This window comes from Burkholderia sp. IO2 (assembly GCF_029522185.1).
In the GTDB taxonomy this organism is placed as follows: Bacteria; Pseudomonadota; Gammaproteobacteria; order Burkholderiales; family Burkholderiaceae; genus Burkholderia; species Burkholderia cenocepacia.
Genome location: NZ_JAKWFH010000001.1, coordinates 1 through 17,351 on the forward strand (window position 1 = coordinate 1; position 17,351 = coordinate 17,351).

Here is a 17,351-nt window from a genome sequence, read left to right on the forward strand (position 1 = left end):
ACCCGGCGATCGACCTGATCACGTTCACCGGCGGCGTGTCGATCGGCAAGTCGATCGCCGCGCGGATGGGCTACCGGCGCGCGGTGCTCGAACTCGGCGGCAACGATCCGATCATCGTGATGGAAGACGCCGATCTCGACGAAGCGAGCACGCTCGCGGTGTCGGGCTCGTACAAGAATTCGGGGCAGCGCTGCACGGCGATCAAGCGGATGCTCGTGCACGAGGCGGTGGCCGATCGCTTCACGGCGCTCGTCGTCGAGAAGACGCGCGCCTGGTCGTACGGCAACCCGTCCGATCCGTCGGTCGACATGGGCACGGTGATCGACGAAGCGGCGGCGAAGTTCTGCGAGCAGCAAGTCAACGACGCGATCGCGCGCGGCGCGCGGCTGCTGGTCGGCAACGTGCGCGACGGCGCGCTGTATTCGCCGACCGTCGTCGATCGCGTGACGCCCGACATGCCGCTGGTCAAGCATGAAACCTTCGGGCCGGTGTCGCCGATCATGCGCTTTCGCGATATCGACGAGGCGATCCGGATGTCGAACAGCACCGACTACGCGCTGTCGTCGTCGGTGTGCACGAACCGCTTCGACCACATCACGCGCTTCATCACCGAGCTGGAAGTCGGCAGCGTGAACGTGCGCGAAGTGCCCGGCTATCGGCTCGAACTGACGCCGTTCGGCGGCGTGAAGGATTCGGGGCTCGGCTACAAGGAGGGCGTGCAGGAGGCGATGAAGAGCTTCACGAACGTGAAGACGTATTCGCTGCCGTGGTGAACGCGGCGGGGAAGGGCGCGGCGCGCCCTCCCGTCGCCGGCGGCGTTACTGATAGAAGTTGAGCGTGACCATCGCCGAACGGCCCGGCGCCCACGTCGCGTAGATCGGATACGCGCTCGCGTAATACTGCTTGTCGAACAGGTTCTGCACGTTCAGTTGAACGTCCATCGTCTTGTTCACGCGCCACGTCGCGGCCGCGTCGAAGCGTGCATAGCCGGGCGTCCACTTCTTCACGGTCGGCGATACCGATGCATAGGTCTTGCTCATCACCGTCGCACCCGCGCCGAGCGTGAGCTTCGGCATCACGTCGTAGCTGGTCCACAGCGTGAAGTTGTGCTTCGGCACCATCACCATCGGCAGGCCCGATGCGCCCGGGCTGCCGGGGCCCGCGTCGGTCGTGATCGCGTTCAGGTACGAATAGCCGCCGAACACGTGCCACTTCTGCGTCAGGTTGCCCGCGAAGCCGAATTCGAAACCGCGCACGCGCTGCTTGCCCGCGTTGACCGTGTGACCGAGGCCGTCGCTGACGCGCGCGTTGGTCTTTTCGGTCTGGAACAGCGCGGACGTCAGCGACAGCTGATCCTGCAGCACGTCCCACTTCGCACCGATCTCGATGTTGCGCGCGCGTTCGGGCGCGAGATCCTGGTTGGTCGCGGTGATCTGGTCGGTGCCGCCGCCGAGGCCGCCGTTCGAGCCCGGCGGGTTCGACGACGTGCCGTACGACGCGTACAGGCTCACGTTGGTCACCGGCTTGAACACGAGGCCGAACTGGTAGCTGAACAGGTTCGACGTGTTCGACAGGTCGGCGACGCCGGCCTGCTTGCCGGTCGTGTCGTAGCGGTCGAAGCGCAGCCCCGTGTTGAACTGCCAGCGCTCGGACAGCTTCACCGTGTCGAAGATGTACGCGGAGACCGTATCGGTGCGCGTGTTCGTCGTCGCGCCGGGGAAGCCCTTGTCGCCGTTCAGTACGATGCTGCCGGTCCACGGCATGTTCGGGTTCCAGCCGCCGGCGAGCGGCGTGCAGTTGCCGACCATCGCGCACGGGCTGTTCGAGCGGATGTTGTTGCCGGCCGAATCCGACACGAGATAGCCCTCGTAACGTGCCTGCTCGTGGCTGAACTCGACGCCGGCCGTCATCGTGTGCTTCATCCCGAACAGGCTCGCGCTGCCCGTCACTTCGGTCTGGTTCGAGAAACCGTTCAGCGCGTACTTGCCGCTCTTCGCCTGCAGCCCGAGCATGTTCGGGTTCGACGCGAGGATCTGCGGATTCGTCGCCACGTAATCGAGCGTCGAGCGGCCGAACATCGTCGTGTTCTTCAGCTTCCACGTGTCATTGAGCTTGTGCTCGACGCGAATTTCGCCGGTATCGGTCTGCCCGTAACGGTAGTCGCGCGTGTTGAGCCCGAAGAACTGCCCGCGATCGGTCGGCACCGGCGTGCCGCCCGATGCGCGGAACGGCACGCTGAAGTCCGGCATGTCGTAGGAGTTCATGTGGTAGTAGCTGACCGTGACCGTGGTCGGCGTGTTCAGCCCGAACACGATCGACGGCGCGACGCCCCAGCGCTTGTTGTACACGTCGTTGCGGCCGGCCTGGTTCGCGTCGTGGCCCATCACGTTCAGGCGCACGGCCGTCGTGTCGTTGATCTTGCGGTTCGCGTCGACCGTCGCGCGCTTGTAGCCGTCGGTGCCGAAGCCGATGCTGCTGTTGATGAAGTTGTCGTTCTGCGGCGTCTTCGTGACGATGTCGATGCTGCCGCCCACCGAGCCGCGGCCCGCGTAGACCGAATCGGGGCCCTTGATCACGCTGATCTGCTCGACCGCGAACGTCTCGCGATTCTGCAGGCCGGAGTCGCGCATGCCGTCGACGAAGATCGAGTTGCGCGATTCGAAGCCGCGGATCACCGGACGGTCGGCCGACGGGTTCGCCGCCGCATCGCCGCCGAGGAACGTGATGCCCGGCACCGAGCGCAGCGCGTCCGCGAAGGACGTGACGTTCTTCTCCTTGATCAACTGCTCGGGGATCACCGTGACCGAGCGCGGCGTATCGAGCAGCGGCGCGGTGAACTTGTACGACGGCGAGCGTTTCACCTGCATGTCCGACAGCGCGGACGACTGCACGGCAATCGTCGGCAGCGTCGCCGGGACGTCGGCGGCAGGAGCGGAAGCGGGAGCGGTTTCGGCGGAGGCGAGCAGCGGCGTCAGGAACACGGAGCAGGTCAGTGCCGATACGAGGGTGCGAGGCCTCGTCTTGAACTGGGCGGGCATATCGGGAAGCAGCGGAAGGTTCGGTGATCGGACGCGTTTTTCTCGATGCCAGCGGGGCGTGCCCGAAACATCGGAAAACGTCAATGTAAATGCGTATGATTCGCGTTTTCGGTCGCAATTCTACGGATTAGTGTCAAATCTGTAAACGATTGAATGGTTTTTGTACTCATTCAGTCGGGCGTTCGTGGGGGCGCGATCGCCTTTGCGTCGCGTGCAACACCGCTTTCCATGACAGGGCCGCCGCGCGGCGGCGGCGACTCGCTACACTGCCGTACCGGTTGAGGGGCCCCGGCAGTCAGGCCCCCAGGCAAGGAGACAGGACACGATGGACACCCCACGCGCAGCAGTCGTCACATACCGCGGCAATGCGATCGAGAACACGTACGTCGCCCATGTGGCGGTCGTCGATGCACGCGGCAGGCTGCTGTCCCGGTTCGGCGATCCGTTCCGGATCACGCTCGCGCGGTCGGCGGCCAAGCCGGCCCAGGCGCTGTCGGTGATCGAGACGGGCGCGCCGGAACGCTTCGGCTTCGACGACGCGGACATCGCGCTGATGTGTGCGTCGCACAGCAGCGAGGACCGTCACATCGCGCGCACGCGCGCGATGCTCGAGAAGGTCGCCGCGCACGAAGCGGATTTGCGCTGCGGCGGCCATCCGCCGCTGTCCGACGCGGTGTACCGGTCGTGGATCAAGCGCGACTACACGCCGACCGGCGTGTGCAGCAACTGTTCCGGCAAGCATGTCGGGATGCTGGCCGGCGCGCAGGCGATCGGCGCGGCGATCGCCGATTACCATCTGCCCGACCATCCGATGCAGGTGCGCGTGAAGCACGTGGTGGCCGATGCGTGCGGCTTGCGCGACGACGAGGTCGACTGGGCGATCGATGGCTGCAACCTGCCGACGCCGGCGTTCTCGCTGGATCGCCTCGCGCGCCTTTATGCGTCGCTGGCCGACGGTGCGGACGCGGTGGAAGCCGGCGGCGCGGTTACCGATCGCGTTCGCGCGCTGGCGCGCATTCATCGTTCGATGACCGCGTATCCGGAACTGGTGGCGGGCGAAGGGCGCTATTGCACGGTGCTGATGAACGCGTTCGGCGGGCAGGTGGTCGGCAAGCTCGGCGCGGATGCATGCTACGGGATCGGCGTGCGTGCGTCGGAACGCACGCGGGAACTCGGTGCGGACGGCGCGCTCGGCATTTCGGTGAAGATCGAGGACGGCAATCTCGACGTGCTGTATATGGTCGTCAGCGAAATCCTCGAGCGGCTGCGGATCGGCACCGCCGAGCAGCGCGCGCAACTGGCCGGCTTCCACCGGCCGCGGATGCTCAACACGCAGGGCGTCGAGTTCGGGCACGCGACGTTCCCGTTCGAATTGCAGGCGGCCTGAACGCCGTTACCGAGCCGATGCCGCCGGCCTGTGATCCGGGCCGCGCGTCGGCGCGCACTATGCGCGTAGGTCGCGAATCTTCGCCAGTTCCCGCTCCGACAGCTCGCCGATCTGCGCGAGATGTTCCGCGAGAAAATCCTTCAGCACGCGCAGCTTCGCCGAGCTGCGCCGGTTCGCCAGATACGCGATGTAGATGAATTCGCCGGTCAGCCGGTTCTGCAGCCGGTAGCGCGGCAGCACGGCTTCGAGCTGGCCGCTCGCGAGCAGGTCGCGCACCAGCCAGATCTCGAATTCCGCGATGCCGAGCCCCGCGCAGGTCGCATCCAGCAGCAATTCCGAATGGTCGGTGACGAGATTGCCGGCCGGCAGCACGCTGTGGTGCGCGTCGCCGCTCACGAGATCCCAGCGCGGATCGCCTTCCGGGTGCACGTAGCGCAGGCAGTTGTGATGCTTGAGGTCGTCCGGCGTCGCCGGCCGCCCGCAGCGGTCGAGGTAGCCGGGCGTCGCGCACAGGATGCTGTCGTTGCGCGACAACCGGTGGACGACGAGGTTATCCAGGTAGTTCTCGCCTTCGTGGATGTCGAGGTCGAAGCCGCCGGCCACGAGGTCGTTGTGGTTGTCGGTGAGCCGCACGTCGAGCTGGATGGTCGGATAGCGCGCCAGGAACGGCGCGATCAGCGGCGCCAGATGACGCCGCCCGAACGCGACCGGCGCGGTGAGCTTCAGCGGGCCGCTCGGCCGCGCATTCAGCTCGGCGACGACGCGCAGCGTGTCGTCGAGATCGGCGATCAGCGTGACCGCGCGCTCCAGGTAGATGTGGCCGGCCTCGGTGAGCGTCACGCTGTGCGTCGAGCGGTGCAGCAGCGCGACGCCGAGCGCTTCCTCGATCGCCGTCACCTTGCGCGCGACGGTCGACGTCGACACGTGCATCTCCTTCGCGACCGCCGAAAAACTCCCCGTTTCGACCACGCGCACGAACGCGCGCATCGCGCCCAGGTGATCGATGCCGGTTTCCCTCGCGCCTGTTTTCATTCGATTCTCGCTGTTGCGTCCCACGCAAAACCGCTTTCGATAATACAGAAGCGAGGTTGTTTTTGCAAAGGCATAGAATGCGAACCCGTCGCGTCGGGAAGCGGCGCACGACGAGCGGCACGAGACATTCAGGAGGGCACGATGGCAGAAAACGGCTTCCGCGTCGAAGCGGATCTTTTAGGGAAACGAAGTATTCCGGATGCCGCCTACTACGGCGTCCACACGCTGCGCGCGAAAGAGAATTTCGACATTTCGGGCCGCACCATTGCGTCGCTGCCGTACCTCGTGATGGCGCTCGCGGCCGTGAAGGAAGCGGCGGCCGACGCCAACTGCGAACTCGGGCTGCTGCCGCGGCCGTACCGCGATGCGATCGCCGCCGCGTGCGTCGAGATCCGCGAAGGGCGGCTGCACGACCAGTTCGTCGTCGACGTGATCCAGGGCGGCGCCGGCACGTCGACCAACATGAACGCGAACGAGGTGATCTGCAACCGCGCGCTCGAAATCATGGGGCACGCGCGCGGGCAGTACGAATACCTGCATCCGAACGAACACGTCAATCTCGCGCAGAGCACCAACGACGTCTATCCGACCGCGATCCGGATCGCGACGTGCTTCGCGGTCGAGCATCTGCTCGAAGCGATGGCGCGGCTGCGCGATGCGTTCGCGGAGCGCGCCGACGCGTTCGCCGGCTTGCTGAAGCTCGGCCGCACGCAGTTGCAGGACGCGGTGCCGATGACGCTCGGCCAGGAGTTCTCGACCTACGCGGTGATGCTGACGGAGGACATCGCGCGGCTGCAGGAGGCCGGCTGGCTGATTCGCGAGATCAACCTCGGCGCGACCGCGATCGGCACGGGCATCACCGCGCATCCGGAGTACGCGGAGAAGGCGCTGGCCGCGCTGCGGCGCATCACCGGGCTCGACCTGAGCACCGCGCCGAACCTGATCGAGGCGACGCAGGATTGCGGCGCGTTCGTCCAGGTGTCGGGCGTGCTCAAGCGGATCGCCGTCAAGCTGTCGAAGATCTGCAACGACCTGCGGCTGCTGTCGAGCGGCCCGCGCGCGGGCTTCGGCGAGATCAACCTGCCGCCGGTGCAGGCCGGTTCGTCGATCATGCCCGGCAAGGTGAATCCGGTGATCCCGGAAGTCGTCAACCAGGTCGCGTTCGAGGTGTTCGGCAACGACCTGACCATCACCTTCGCGGCCGAGGCCGGCCAGCTTCAGCTCAACGCGTTCGAACCGGTGATCGCGAGCGCGCTGTTCCGCAGCTTCAGCCACCTGACGGCCGCCTGCACGACGCTCGCGCAGCGATGCGTGAGCGGCATCACCGCGAACCCCGAGCGGCTGCGCGAAACGATGGAGCGCTCGGTCGCGCTCGCGACCGCGCTGAATCCGTACATCGGCTACAAGCGCGCGACCACCGTGGCCGCCGAAGCGCATGCGACCGGCAAATCGATCCGCGAGGTCGTGCTAGCCCGCGAGCTGATGACCGCTGCGCAACTCGACGAAGCGCTGCAACCGGAAGCGCTGATCCGGCCGCGGGCGTGCTAACGCCGGCCGGTTCGCGACCGTACCGAAAGCGCCCCTGAAGCGGGGCGCGACACATCAACAAACGACGGAGACTCACGATGAAACACACCAGCGAACGCCCGGCCGGCCCGGCCGGCGGCGCGGATGCCGCTCATGCCGATCCCGATGCGATGTTCGCGTCGCACGAAGCCGGCTATGCGAAGCAGTTGAAGCCGCGGCACGTGCAGATGATCGCGATGGGCGGTGCGATCGGCACCGGCCTCTTTCTCGGCGCGGGCGGGCGCCTGCAAAGCGCGGGGCCCGCGCTCGCGCTCGTCTATCTCGTGTGCGGCGTGTTCGCGTTCCTGATCATGCGTGCGCTCGGCGAGCTGGTGATGCACCGGCCGACCAGCGGCAGCTTCGTGTCGTACGCACGGGAGTTCATGGGCGAGCGGGCGTCGTTCGTCGCGGGCTGGATGTACTACCTGAACTGGGCGACGACCGGCATCGTCGACATCACCGCGGTCGCGATCTACATGAAGTACTGGGCCGTCTTCACCGACGTGCCGCAATGGGTGTTCGCGCTCGGCGCGCTCGGGATCGTGTCGGTGATGAACATGATCGGCGTGAAGGTGTTCGGCGAGATGGAGTTCTGGTTCTCGCTCGTCAAGGTCGGCACGCTCGCGGTGTTTCTCGCGGTCGGCGCGGTGTTTCTCGCGAGCGGCCATCCGGTGGCGGGGCAGATGCCGGGGCTGCATGTCATCGCGGATCACGGCGGGATCTTCCCGCACGGGATCCTGCCGGCCGTGCTGATCGTGCAGGGTGTCGTGTTCGCATACGCGAGCATCGAGCTCGTCGGCGTCGCCGCGGGCGAGACGGCCGATGCGCGCAAGGTGCTGCCGAAGGCGATCAACAGCGTGATGTGGCGCATCGCGCTGTTCTATGTCGGCTCGGTCGTGCTGCTGACGATGCTGCTGCCGTGGACCGCGTACAGCGCGCACGAAAGCCCGTTCGTCACGTTCTTCAGCAAGCTCGGCGTGCCGTACGTCGGCACGGTGATGAACGTCGTGGTGCTGACGGCCGCGCTGTCGAGCCTGAATTCCGGCCTCTATTCGACGGGCCGCGTGCTGCGCTCGCTCGCGATGGGCGGCTCGGCGCCGCGTTTCGTGTCGCGGATGAACGCGCGCGGCGTGCCGTACGGCGGGATCCTGATCACGGTGGCGATCAACGCGATCGGCGTGCCGCTGAACTACATCGTGCCGGCCCAGGCGTTCGAGATCGTGCTGAACATGGCGTCGCTCGGGATCATCACGACGTGGGGCTTCATCGTGATGTGCCAGATCCTGTTCCGCCGCGCGGTCGATCGCGGCGAGATGAAAGCCGTGTCGTTCCGGATGCCGGGTGCGCCGTTCACGTCGTGGCTCACGCTCGCTTTCCTCGTCGGCGTGCTGGTGCTGATGGCGTTCGACTATCCGGGCGGCACGTGGACCATCGCGACGATTCCCGTCGTCGTGCTCGCGCTGGTGATCGGCTGGAAGCTGGCGAAACGTGGCGCCGAGCGCGAGCGGGCGGCGGCGATGCCGGCATCCGTGCGTGCCGTTGCGGATCCTGCGCGGAACGCGTGACGCGCGCGTGATGTCATGCACCGGGGGCGCCGGTCCGTTCGCGGGCGGGCGCCCCCGGTGCGTCGGGTTCGAGTCAGTTCAACCCGGTGCGCTCGCCGACCCATCGGCCGAAATCGCCGGCCATCTCCGCGGTCAGCTCGTGCCCGGCCGCATACAGCCGCGTGTCGTGCGCGACGCCGAGCGCCGCGAGTTTCGCGTCGGCCTTGTCTGCCCACGAGACGGGCAGCTTGTCGTCGAAGCGGCCATGCACGATCAGCGCGTGAAGCGGGCGCAGCGCGTCGCGCGGCGCGATCAGCGGATCGATTTCCGGCAGGATGCGCCCGCACAGCACGGCGAACGCGCTCACGTCGCCTGGCGACGTGAGGCCGACGCTCGCGCTCATGATGCCGCCCTGGCTGAAGCCGGCGATCACGGTCGGCAACGCGGGCGCCGCGCCATCCTGTGCGCGGAAGGCGTGCAGCAGCGTGACCAGTTGCACGCGGCTCTCGTCCGCGCGCGCGGCATCGATTTCAGGGCCGTTCGGGCCGAAACGCACCGGAAACCACGCATGCTGACTGGGCCCGAACGTGAGCGGGCCGCGCAGGAACGCGATTTCGATGCGCGGATCGATCACGTCGGCCACGTTCAGCAGGTTGGTTTCGTTGCCGCCGACGCCGTGCAGCAGCAACAGGCGCGCGGCGGGGCGGCCAGCGGCCGGGCGCAAACGGTACTGCAGGCCGGATTCGGGATCGGTGGTCAGCGGCAGGGCGTCGGTCATCGCGTGGGTCCGGAAAGGGATCGATGCGACAGTCTAGAGCGGGCGGATCGGGAGGGGAATCGCCGGGGCGGGATTGATTGTTTCCTCGCCGGAATGAATCGGGGCGCCGTTCGTTGCGGGAACGGATCGCGATATCACGCGGCCAGGCATGGCCGGACGGCCTGGATATGCGCCGACGACAGTCCGATTGGAGGACTCGTCATTCTCACGTACAGTTGATAAAATAGATACATTCCGTAGATACGTGAGGATGGAGCGATGGATACTGCAAAGCTCTTCAAGCATGGTGGCTCGCAGGCTGTCCGGCTGCCGAAGGATTTCCGCTTCGATACGGCCGAGGTTCGCATCCGCCGCCACGGGGCGGCCGTCATTCTCGAGCCGATGCCGCAAGACTGGGCTTGGCTGGCACCGCTGATCGGTCCAGTGGACGCCGATTTCGAGGCTGCCGCGACCACACAGCCGTCCGCTCAGGAGCGCTCGGGCCTGGACGTGTTCGAATGAAGTTCCTCCTGGATACCAACGCGGTGATCGCCATTCTCAAAGGCGAGCCGGCGATACTGGCCCGTTTGCATGCCTGGCACCCGGCCGATTTCGGGATCCCCGCGATCGTCGCGCACGAGCTTTACTACGGCGCGTACAAGAGCCAGCGAGCGGCTGCGAACGTCGCGCGTGTCGACGCGCTGCAGTTCGAGGTCGTATCGTTCGACACCGAGGATGCACAGCATGCGGGTGAAATTCGTGCGCACCTGATCGCGGCCGGCACGCCGATCGGTCCATACGATGCATTGATCGCAGGGCAGGCGCGCGCGCGGCAACTGGTGCTGGTCACGCACAACGTTCGCGAATTCGAGCGCGTTCCGCGGCTGCAATTCGAAGACTGGCTAGCCGAACCGAGGGCAGACTGAACGGTAGGTCATGCAAGATCGACATTAACGAACCTGCCCGACAAACCCCGCGTCGAGCATAAAAAGATGCCAGGAAAAACGACTCGCCGATAATACGCAAACGTTTTGCCGGCATTCAATAGAACGGATTTTGCGGAGCATGAATAAAACAATGAATATCCGCTATTCGTGTGATTCGTCGAACACCGCATCCATACGGGGTATGGCGTCGGAAAGTTAACGGCAAGCCGACCAAAAACTTTAGGCTTTTCCCCGCGCAATTATTCATTTCATTTTTCTCAATGACCGATTGATTTTCGGTCATCGGACAGTCATACACCATCCCCGATAATTCGGCGCTCACATTCTTTCAATAGACCAGAGGGCGATCGAACCCGGATCGCTGCGGGGAGCTGTACTCATGACCATCCGTCATCGCATTACGCTGCTAGTCGTCCTGACGTTCTTCGCGCTGTCCGCGATCGGCGCTTATGCCGTGTACCAGACGCGCAAGAGCGCATCCGAGGTGCGTCAGGTCACCCAGGGAATCGTGCCGAGCGCGCTCGCGTCGGCGGATCTCGTCGCCGATGTGAAGAACATCCAGATCGCGACGATGACGCTCGTCTACGCGCCCGACGCGAACACCGCCGCCCAGGCGCGCGACGAGCTGAAGGCGAAGCAGGCCGCGCTGCGCGCCGCACTCGACGCGCAGGCGAAATCGGCGGTCGGCCGCGCGCAGGAAGGGCTCGTCGCGCAGGCGAAGGACAGCGCCACGAACTATTTCGCGGCGATCGACGACACCGTGAAGATGAAGACGGACGGCAAGGCCGAGATGGCGCAGGCCTACCTGTTCGCGAACGTCGCGCAGTATCGCGATGAGCTCGAAAGCATCGTCGACACGCTGCGCGTCGAGAAGAACCGCCAGAAGGACGACGCGATCGGCGCGCTGAACGGGATGCTCGCGACCACGGCGACCGCGATCGCGGGCGTCGCCGGCACGGTGATCGTGCTGCTGACCGCGCTCGGCTTCGTGCTGTATCGCCAGATCACGCGCCCGTTGATCGGGATGCAGACGGCGATGAGCGAGATCGCGACGAGCCAGGATTTCACGCGCCGCGTGCCGGTGGGCCGGATGGACGAAATCGGCCACTCGATCGTCGCGTTCAACGGGATGATCGAGAAGATCCAGGAGAACGCCGCGCAACTGAAGCAGAAGACGGCCGACATCCAGGCGATGCTGCAGAACATGCAGCAGGGCATCCTGACCGTCGTCGAAGGCGGCGTCGTGCATGCGGAGTATTCGGCGTACCTCGAAACCATCTTCGAGACGAACGACATCGCCGGCCGCGACCTGATGGCGCTCGTGTTCGACGATTCGGCGATCGGCGCCGACGCGCGCTCGCAGGTCGACGCGGCCGTGCACGCATGCCTTGGCGAAGACAGCATGAACTTCGCGTTCAACGAGCACCTGCTCGTCAACGAGGTCGCGAAGCGGATGCCGGACAGCCGCGAGAAGTGGCTCGACCTGAGCTGGTCGGCGATCACCGACGAGACCGACACAGTCGTGCGCCTGATGCTGTGCGTGCGCGACGTGACCGAGATCCGCGAGCTGACCGCGCAGGCCGGCGAGCAGCAGCGCCGCCTGGAGATGATCGGCGAGATCCTGTCGATCAGCCAGGACAAGTTCCACGACTTCGTGCACAGCGCGAAGGGCTTCCTCAGCGAGAACGAGCGGATGATCCGCCAGCACGAGCGCGCCGATCACTCGATCGTCGCCGCGCTGTTCCGCAACATGCACACGATCAAGGGCAATGCGCGCACGTACAGCCTGCAGCATCTGACGAACATCGTCCACGAAGCGGAGCAGGCGTACGAATCGCTGCGCCGCGCGGACAGCGGCCCCGAGTGGAACCGCGACGCGCTGATGGAGGATCTGGCGCGCGTACGTGAAGCCGTCGACCACTACGCGACGATCAACGCGGTCACGCTCGGCCGCAGCGGCGAGCCGGCGCAGCATGGCGCGGACTACCTGATGGTCGAGCGCGCGCACATCAGCGAGAGCCTGCGCGTGCTCGACGGCGCCGATCCGGCGAACGCGTCCGACTGGCACGCGGCGCGCGATGCGGTGCGGCGCATGCTGAGCCAGCTCGGCACGCAAGGGATCGGCGACGCGCTCGGCGGCGTGATCGAGTCGCTGCCGTCGCTTGCGGCCGAGCTCGGCAAGCCGGCGCCCGTCGTGCATATCGACAGTCACGGCCAGCGCGTGCGCAGCGAGATCGTCGCGACGCTGAAGAACGTGTTCATGCACCTGCTGCGCAATGCGATCGACCACGGGATCGAATCGTCCGACGAGCGGCGCGCGGCCGGCAAGGCGGCGTCCGGCACGATCGACATCGCGGTCGGCGTGGGCGGCGGCGAGCTGTGGTTCGTGCTCGGCGACGACGGCCGCGGCCTCGCGCTCGACCGGATTCGCGGCATCGCGCGCGAGCGCGGCTGGATCGATGCCGACAGCGAAGCGGCGCTGTCCGACGAGGAGGTCGCCGAGCTGATCTTCCGGCCGGGCTTCTCGACCGCGCAGACGGTGACCGAAGTATCGGGGCGCGGCGTCGGCATGGACGCGGTGCGCAATTTCCTGAAGCGCGACGGCGGCGATATCGCGCTGCGCTTCACCGACGATCGCGTCGGCGCGCCGTATCGCGCGTTCGAGACGATCGTGTCGCTGCCGGCGCGCTTCGCGGCGGACGGTGCCGCGCACGCGCAGCGGGCGCGCATCGCGGATATCGGCGCAGCGGAGTGACGGCGTGATCGAGCAGGCGTGGATGATTCAGGTGGCCGCCGCGCTGGCGGGCGGCGTGGTCGTCGCGGTGGCGGCGGCGGTCGTGTTGCGCGTGACGCGCAGGCGGCTCGTCGCGGCGCTCACGCGCGAGGCCGATGCGTTGCGCGACGCGCTCGATGCAGCCGGCGCACGCGCCGATGAAGCGGCGTCGGCGCATGCGGACGCCGCCGACGCATGGGCGCAACGCGAGGCGCAACTGGCGGAGGCGCTGATGCGCGAGACCGCCGCGAACGGCGCGCAGCGCGACGCGTTGCAGGCGCTGTCGGCCGACCGCGCGGCGCTCGCGCAGCACGCGCTGAAGATCGCCGACGAAGCCGCGCGCCTGCGCGGGCTCGCCGGCACGTTCGAGCGCTGGCACGAGCAGATGATCTCGCTGACCACGCAGAACCAGGACATGCGCACGAAGAACCAGGAACTGTCCGCGATCGTCGCGCACGTATCGATCGTGTCGCTGAACGCGTCGATCGAGGCCGCGCGCGCGGGCACGGCCGGGCGCGGCTTCTCGATCGTCGCGAGCGAGGTGCGCGGGCTGGCCGCGCGCTCGCAGCAACTGTCGAACAGCTATCGCGACAGCCTGAACCGCAACGATCTCGTGACGGCCGCGACGTTCCAGGACATCCAGGCCGGCGGCAAGATGATCACGGCCGCGCTCGCGACCGTCGAGACGCTGGCCGGGCAACTGCACGCGCGAATCGAAGGGGAAGCCGCGTGATCAGTGCGCAGGCGAGGGCCGGTTTCGAACGGATCTTTTTCGATGCCGCGCGCACGCGGCTCGCGGCCGGCGGCGCGTGCGAGATCCGGCCGGCCGCCGGTCACGACCCCGACGCGCCCGATCGCGTGCTCGCGAAATCGCGATCGAAGCCGAAGGTGCCCGAACACGTGGCCGTGCTGACGATCTCGGCGCTGCATTTCCGCCTGCTGCTCGCGCTGCGCTTCAGCGACGACGACGCGACGCGCCGCCATTTCGCCGGCACGACGGCGGGCACGAGCAGCCAGCGGCCGTTGACCGAAGCGTTCATGGAGGTCGCGAACCTGTGTTGCGGCGCGATCAACCAGGCGCTGACCGCGCCGTTTCCCGATCTCGGGATGTCGACGCCTTACCTGCTGAGCGGCGCGAGCATCGACTACATGCGTGCGCTCGCGCCCGATTACGTGGCTGCGTACGACCTGACGCTCGACGGCGACGTGCGGGTCGGCGCGACGCTGTGCGTGTGCGCGAACGCGCCGGTCGATTTCCATGTGCCGGAAACGGCCACGGTGGAAACCGGCGGCGAGCTCGAACTGTTCTGACCGACCATCAGGAACCCGTGAGATGACCGAAGACCAACCCGTCAGCAAGGTGCTCGTGCTCGACGACAGCCGCGTGCACGCCGACGCGATCAAGCGTTTCTGCGACGAGCACAACCTGGTCGGCCTGACCGTGCGGCGCAGCCGGCTGCTGAAGGTGCTGCGCTCGAACATCGATCTCGGCGCGATCCTGCTGGCCGAGGATTACGGCGGCTCGCCGGTCGAGAGCGCGATCATCGCGACGCAGATCGACGCGCTGCGGCCCGAGCTGCCGATCATCCTGCGCCGCGAATCGCTCGCGTCGCGCGACGGGCTGCCCGATGCGCTGGCGCGCGTCGCATGCGCGGCCTACGTCGCCGACGACATGACGCCGCTCGAGCGCGCGATCGACGAATACCTGTTCGGCCGCGACTACCCGAACGCGCTGGTGCGCGGCATCTCGGAGATCACCGAGGCGCGCCTCGACAGCCTGTTCCCGGGCATGACGATCGAGCACGACACGCCGTGCATCGTGCGCGACCAGATCATCTTCGGCGAGGTGTTCAGCCTGATCGCGCTCGAAAGCGCGTGGTGCCGCGGCTACATGCTGCTGCAGACGAGCGAGCAGCCGCTGCTCGACATGCTCGGCGGCACGCGCGACGGCGGCCGCGCGCCGGATTTCCGCGACGTGAACAGCGTGCTCGGCGAACTGACCAACCTCGTGTGGGGCGCGTTCAAGAACCGCTATCTCGGCGACGCCGAGGCGCTGGCGCGCCATCCGGTGCAGGTGCCGCTCGTCGTCAATCACAAGCAGAAGTTCATCTCGTTCGGCGGCGACTGCCCGCAGCTCTGTTTCAAGTACCGGATGACCGATCCGGCATCGGGGCGTTCGGTCCGTCTCGACCAGCGTTTCGTGTTCAGCCTCAGCTGGTCGCCGGAAGATTTCCGCGAATCGGTGCAGGACGTCGGGCCGATGGTCGAATCGGGCGAACTCGAACTGTTTTGAAGTCAGCAACAACGAAAGGGGAATACGACATGGCAAAGATTCTGGTGGTCGACGATTCGGGCACGGTGCGCGACGAAGTGGCCGGCTTCCTGCGCAATCACGGGCTCGACGTCGCGACGGCCGTCGACGGCAAGGACGGGCTCGCGAAGCTCAAGGCGACGCCCGGCGTGCGCCTCGTGATCAGCGACGTGAACATGCCGAACATGGACGGCCTGACGATGGTCGAGAAGATTCGCGGCGAACTGGCGAACACGGCGGTCAACGTCGTGATGCTGACGACCGAAAGCAGCCCGGCGATGAAGGAGCGCGGCAAGGCCGCCGGCGTGAAGGGCTGGATCGTGAAGCCGTTCAAGGGCGATGCGGTGCTCGACGCGCTGAAGAAGCTCGCGGGCTGACGCGCGAGCGGCCCGGCGCGGGCTTGCGTACGCAATTTACAGCGTGCCGGGATGTCCGTATCCTGCCGGATGCCGAGGGCGGCGTGGCGGCGCATCATGCGCCGCATGCCCGGCATTGACGAACATCAGGAGCGGAACGAAGCAGATGGCAACTGAAATCGGGCGACCCGCTGCGCAGCACATCGAGTGGCGGATCGCGAAGGGCATCGTTTTTACCATCGTGGGCACGTGCATGCTGATCGGCACTGCGTTGTACGCGCAGTCGACACGCGAATTCCTGCGAACGTCGGTCGTCGTGCCAGGGCGCGTGGTCAAGCTGAACGCAGGTCCGCATCATCCGGAGATCACGTTCACGACGCTCGCGGGTGAGCAGGTCGACTATGCGCAAGGCGGCGAAGTCAGCGTCGAGGACGGCGCGACGGTCGAAGTGCGCTATGCGCCGGACGCGCCGAGGACGACCGCGCGGATGAACACGTTCGGCGCGATCTGGGGCACCGTGCTGACCATCGGCGCGATGGGTATGGTTTTTTTCGCCGTCGGCGTCGGTCAGGTGTGGTCGGGCGTGCGTGCCTCGCGTAGCCGGAGACACCCCCCGGTGCGCTGACGCGAAAGCCTGAAAAGCCTGAAACCCGCGTTATCGGGCAGCGGTCGTCGCGCTCGCCGCCGTCGCGAATTCGTCGACGACCGCTTCGATCACCGCCTGCACGCGCGCGGTCTTGTAGAGATCGGTGTGGGCGACGAGCCACACGTCGAAATGATTGCATCGCTGCGGCATGAGGCGCACCAGTTCCGGCTCGGTGTCGGCGCGGAAGCACGGCAGCTCCGCGATGCCGAGCCCCGCGAGCGTGGCCTCCACCAGCATCATCGTCGACGACGTCTGGAACATCACGCGGCCGCGCGAAGTCGGTTCGCCGCACAGCGCGTCCCACATCGTCGGCACCACCGGTTGCTGGTACATCACCAGATCATGCCCGTCGAACGCGCTGCCGGCGACCGGCTCGCCGCGTTCGGCCAGGTAGCGGCGCGATGCGTAGATGCCCGTTTCGAGATGACCGAGCCGCCTGACGATCAGGTCCGGCGATTCCGGCCGCAACGTGCGAATCGCGAGATCCGCCTCGCGGCGCGTGAGGTTGGTGATTTGCGCCGACGTCACGCATACCACGTCGATGCCGGCATGCTTGCGCCGCACGCGGGCGATCGCCGGAACGACGAAGCGCTTGCCGAGCGTGTCGGTCGTGGCGATGCGCACCGACCCGGCCAGTTGCTCGTCGAGCCCCATTACCCGGCGCTCGATCGTCAGCGATGCGCGTTCCATCGTTTCGGCCGGTTCGAGCAGCGCTTCGCCCGCGGTCGTCAGCACATAGAGGGTCGGTGTGCGGAGAAACAGCCGGGCCGACAGTTCGTCCTCGAGCGCGGCGATCCGGCGCCCGACCGTCGCCTGGTCGACGTTCAGCTGTGCCGCGGCGCCGCGCAGCGTGCCGGTGCGCGCCAGCGCGAGGAAGAAGCGGGCGTTGTCCCAGTTCATGCGGATCGATTGTGTCATCGGGCTGGTGGCGACGGGCGGGAATCGGTGATGCAGATCTGCATCAGGTAAATGCGAAATTATCACTTTTCCGCAT

16 protein-coding genes are annotated in these 17,351 nt (G+C 66.6%); 12 read left to right on the forward strand and 4 right to left on the reverse strand.

What is annotated here, in order from left to right:
- Positions 1–773: aldehyde dehydrogenase family protein (locus MMB92_RS00005; protein WP_277562438.1), on the forward strand; the 773-nt coding region annotated here is incomplete at its 5' end.
- A gap of 45 nt (positions 774–818) precedes the next feature.
- Here the strand turns inward: MMB92_RS00005 and MMB92_RS00010 are convergent.
- Positions 819–3,038: a TonB-dependent siderophore receptor gene (locus MMB92_RS00010; RefSeq protein ID WP_277562439.1), complete on the reverse strand. Its 2,220-nt coding sequence runs from the start codon at positions 3,036–3,038 to the stop codon at positions 819–821.
- Between the two features lie 325 nt (positions 3,039–3,363).
- On the opposite strand from MMB92_RS00010, the gene MMB92_RS00015 reads away from it, so the two are divergent.
- Positions 3,364–4,425 carry an asparaginase gene (locus MMB92_RS00015; protein WP_006495109.1) on the forward strand — a complete coding sequence of 354 codons (1,062 nt, stop codon included), beginning with the start codon at positions 3,364–3,366 and terminating at the stop codon, positions 4,423–4,425.
- A gap of 57 nt (positions 4,426–4,482) precedes the next feature.
- On the opposite strand, the gene MMB92_RS00020 is transcribed toward MMB92_RS00015, so the two are convergent.
- Complete coding sequence (locus MMB92_RS00020) at positions 4,483–5,457, reverse strand: LysR family transcriptional regulator (protein ID WP_034202506.1); 975 nt, start codon at positions 5,455–5,457, stop codon at positions 4,483–4,485.
- A 141-nt stretch (positions 5,458–5,598) separates the two neighbouring features.
- On the opposite strand from MMB92_RS00020, the gene aspA reads away from it, so the two are divergent.
- Together aspA and MMB92_RS00030 are read left to right on the forward strand one after the other, a co-directional pair.
- Positions 5,599–7,005, forward strand: coding sequence for an aspartate ammonia-lyase (aspA, locus tag MMB92_RS00025; protein ID WP_277562440.1), 1,407 nt, complete (start codon positions 5,599–5,601; stop codon positions 7,003–7,005).
- Positions 7,006–7,082: 77 nt separating this feature from the next.
- Positions 7,083–8,588, forward strand: coding sequence for an amino acid permease (locus MMB92_RS00030; protein ID WP_006491141.1), 1,506 nt, complete (start codon positions 7,083–7,085; stop codon positions 8,586–8,588).
- 73 nt (positions 8,589–8,661) lie between these two features.
- Here the strand turns inward: MMB92_RS00030 and MMB92_RS00035 are convergent, their stop codons facing one another.
- Positions 8,662–9,345, reverse strand: a complete 684-nt coding sequence (locus MMB92_RS00035) for a phospholipase (protein WP_080331177.1) — start codon at positions 9,343–9,345, stop codon at positions 8,662–8,664.
- A gap of 258 nt (positions 9,346–9,603) precedes the next feature.
- On the opposite strand from MMB92_RS00035, the gene vapB reads away from it, so the two are divergent.
- From vapB to MMB92_RS00075, 8 genes are all read left to right on the forward strand, one after another.
- Entirely contained in the window at positions 9,604–9,846 is a 243-nt protein-coding gene (vapB, locus tag MMB92_RS00040) for a type II toxin-antitoxin system VapB family antitoxin (protein WP_006491146.1), read from the forward strand.
- On the forward strand, positions 9,843–10,250 hold the full coding sequence (locus MMB92_RS00045) for a type II toxin-antitoxin system VapC family toxin (protein ID WP_062885461.1): 408 nt from the start codon (positions 9,843–9,845) through the stop codon (positions 10,248–10,250). Before vapB ends, MMB92_RS00045 begins: the two co-directional genes overlap by 4 nt.
- Before the next feature lie 400 nt (positions 10,251–10,650).
- Positions 10,651–13,026: an MCP four helix bundle domain-containing protein gene (locus MMB92_RS00050; protein WP_277562441.1), complete on the forward strand. Its 2,376-nt coding sequence runs from the start codon at positions 10,651–10,653 to the stop codon at positions 13,024–13,026.
- 22 nt (positions 13,027–13,048) lie between these two features.
- Entirely contained in the window at positions 13,049–13,777 is a 729-nt protein-coding gene (locus MMB92_RS00055; RefSeq protein ID WP_058903588.1) for a methyl-accepting chemotaxis protein, read from the forward strand.
- On the forward strand, positions 13,774–14,355 hold the full coding sequence (locus MMB92_RS00060) for a hypothetical protein (protein WP_006486232.1): 582 nt from the start codon (positions 13,774–13,776) through the stop codon (positions 14,353–14,355). Before MMB92_RS00055 ends, MMB92_RS00060 begins: the two co-directional genes overlap by 4 nt.
- A 22-nt stretch (positions 14,356–14,377) precedes the next feature.
- The gene (locus MMB92_RS00065) at positions 14,378–15,337 is read left to right on the forward strand and encodes a chemotaxis protein CheX (RefSeq protein WP_006486236.1); all 960 of its coding nucleotides are present in this window, start codon (positions 14,378–14,380) and stop codon (positions 15,335–15,337) included.
- 29 nt (positions 15,338–15,366) lie between these two features.
- On the forward strand, positions 15,367–15,732 hold the full coding sequence (locus MMB92_RS00070) for a response regulator (protein ID WP_006486240.1): 366 nt from the start codon (positions 15,367–15,369) through the stop codon (positions 15,730–15,732).
- Between the two features lie 145 nt (positions 15,733–15,877).
- Positions 15,878–16,336 (forward strand): DUF3592 domain-containing protein, encoded by a 459-nt coding sequence (locus MMB92_RS00075; protein ID WP_034202500.1) that lies wholly within the window; start codon positions 15,878–15,880, stop codon positions 16,334–16,336.
- Positions 16,337–16,366: 30 nt separating this feature from the next.
- On the opposite strand, the gene MMB92_RS00080 is transcribed toward MMB92_RS00075, so the two are convergent.
- Entirely contained in the window at positions 16,367–17,257 is an 891-nt protein-coding gene (locus MMB92_RS00080) for a LysR family transcriptional regulator (protein ID WP_006491368.1), read from the reverse strand.
- Positions 17,258–17,351 lie beyond the last annotated feature (94 nt).

Bases quoted from the DNA above. Each gene is read 5' to 3' on its own strand.
- MMB92_RS00010 (WP_277562439.1), bottom strand. From the start codon at position 3,038: ATGCCCGCCCAGTTCAAGACGAGGCCTCGCACCCTCGTATCGGCACTG.
- MMB92_RS00015 (WP_006495109.1), top strand. From the start codon at position 3,364: ATGGACACCCCACGCGCAGCAGTCGTCACATACCGCGGCAATGCGATC.
- MMB92_RS00020 (WP_034202506.1), bottom strand. From the start codon at position 5,457: ATGAAAACAGGCGCGAGGGAAACCGGCATCGATCACCTGGGCGCGATG.
- aspA (WP_277562440.1), top strand. From the start codon at position 5,599: ATGGCAGAAAACGGCTTCCGCGTCGAAGCGGATCTTTTAGGGAAACGA.
- MMB92_RS00030 (WP_006491141.1), top strand. From the start codon at position 7,083: ATGAAACACACCAGCGAACGCCCGGCCGGCCCGGCCGGCGGCGCGGAT.
- MMB92_RS00035 (WP_080331177.1), bottom strand. From the start codon at position 9,345: ATGACCGACGCCCTGCCGCTGACCACCGATCCCGAATCCGGCCTGCAG.
- vapB (WP_006491146.1), top strand. From the start codon at position 9,604: ATGGATACTGCAAAGCTCTTCAAGCATGGTGGCTCGCAGGCTGTCCGG.
- MMB92_RS00045 (WP_062885461.1), top strand. From the start codon at position 9,843: ATGAAGTTCCTCCTGGATACCAACGCGGTGATCGCCATTCTCAAAGGC.
- MMB92_RS00050 (WP_277562441.1), top strand. From the start codon at position 10,651: ATGACCATCCGTCATCGCATTACGCTGCTAGTCGTCCTGACGTTCTTC.
- MMB92_RS00055 (WP_058903588.1), top strand. From the start codon at position 13,049: ATGATTCAGGTGGCCGCCGCGCTGGCGGGCGGCGTGGTCGTCGCGGTG.
- MMB92_RS00065 (WP_006486236.1), top strand. From the start codon at position 14,378: ATGACCGAAGACCAACCCGTCAGCAAGGTGCTCGTGCTCGACGACAGC.
- MMB92_RS00070 (WP_006486240.1), top strand. From the start codon at position 15,367: ATGGCAAAGATTCTGGTGGTCGACGATTCGGGCACGGTGCGCGACGAA.
- MMB92_RS00075 (WP_034202500.1), top strand. From the start codon at position 15,878: ATGGCAACTGAAATCGGGCGACCCGCTGCGCAGCACATCGAGTGGCGG.
- MMB92_RS00080 (WP_006491368.1), bottom strand. From the start codon at position 17,257: ATGAACTGGGACAACGCCCGCTTCTTCCTCGCGCTGGCGCGCACCGGC.